This is a genomic window from Massilia sp. CT11-108, from assembly GCF_047302915.1.
GTDB lineage: Bacteria > Pseudomonadota > Gammaproteobacteria > Burkholderiales > Burkholderiaceae_D > Telluria > Telluria orientalis.
In genome coordinates, this window is record NZ_JBKYMO010001064.1 from 1 (window position 1) to 785 (window position 785).

The following is a 785-nucleotide window of genomic DNA, read 5'->3' on the forward strand; positions in this document are numbered from 1 at the left end:
TTTTTTCCCCCCCCCACCCCCCCACCCCCCCGGTCGCCCGGTCGGGGGGGCTGGTTTTTGTTTAAAACACACACACCACCCGTCCCGCGACCGCAACCGGCCGCTGCCGGCCGCCGGCTGGTATCCGCTGACGCCGCACGACCGCTACGTGCCCACGTGGCGCGCGCCGGACCACCACCTGCGCTGGCTGAACGAACACGTGCGCGACAACCCGCGCCGCCCGCGCGACTACCGCCCGCAAGGCCTCACGGTCCTCCCGCAGGACCGCTTCGGCCGGCCGGGCCGGGTGAACGTCCCGCGCACGCCCATCACGACCGTGCCGCCCGTGCTGGTGCATAACGTCCCGGCCGGCGCGCCGCCGGCCGCCCCGGTGATGCCGAACCGGCCGAACCGCCCGGATCGTCCGGATCGTCCCAATCGTCCCGATCGTCCGGATCGCGACGGGGACGGCATCCGCGGCCCGGTCGCCATCGGCCGCATGGAGGGCCGCCACGCGGACCCGGGCCGCGAGCGCCGCATCGAGACGGCACGCGCCGGGCGCGACGGTTTTATCGCCCAGCGCCCGCAAGGCCAGGTCATCACGGCGCCGCCGGTCAATTCGGCACCAGCACAGGGTTTGCCCGTCACGAGTCCGACGCCACACTTGCCGCCGCAACCGCTGAGCACCGTGACGAGCCCGACGCCGCACATGCCGCCGCAACCAACTGACTACGCACATGACTTCTCCGATCGACACCGGCACCGCAGCAGCAGAATCCGCAGCAAATGCGTATAACGCGAGCGAA

At 72.1% G+C, this 785-nt stretch carries 1 pseudogene; it reads left to right on the top strand.

The features are described from left to right. Window positions 1–775: pseudogene (locus ACEN88_RS33145) on the top strand (hypothetical protein); the annotation flags it as partial. Between the last annotated feature and the right edge of the window lie 10 nt (window positions 776–785).